This window comes from Neisseria sp. P0021.S007 (assembly GCF_051956855.1).
This window is the reverse complement of the sequence record NZ_JBQCXA010001286.1, coordinates 1-505: the sequence shown is the minus strand read 5'-3', so window position 1 is coordinate 505 and position 505 is coordinate 1. Positions and strand designations below refer to the sequence as shown.

General features: G+C 53.5%; 1 protein-coding gene. It reads left to right on the top strand.

The annotated features are described in order from the left end of the window. On the top strand, positions 1-505 hold a 505-nt coding region (locus ACTHUR_RS18765), incomplete at both ends, for a 3-dehydroquinate synthase family protein (RefSeq protein WP_440400284.1).

Below are 505 nucleotides of genomic sequence, written 5' to 3'. Positions count from 1 at the left end.
GCTCCAGACGGCCTTAGACAGACTGGGTGTGCCGCATTTCAGCATTATCCTTCCCGACGGCGAAGAATATAAAAACTGGCAGACGCTCAACCTGATTTACGATGGCCTGATGCAAAACCGTGCCGAGCGCAAAACCACTTTAATCGCTTTGGGCGGCGGCGTGATAGGCGACATGGTCGGTTTTGCCGCAGCGACTTATCAGCGTGGCGCACCTTTTATCCAAGTACCGACCACATTGCTCAGCCAGGTTGATTCCTCGGTCGGCGGCAAAACCGCCATCAACCATCCGTTCGGTAAAAACATGATTGGCGCATTTTATCAGCCGCAAGCCGTTCTGGCCGATTTGACCGCCCTGCAAACGCTGCCGCAGCGCGAACTTTCCGCAGGCATGGCCGAAGTTATCAAATACGGCGCATTGGGCGATGCCGAATTTTTTGCCTGGTTGGAAGAAAATATGGCCGATCTGATGGCGCAACATCAAGAAAAAATGGCGGAAGCCGTTTAC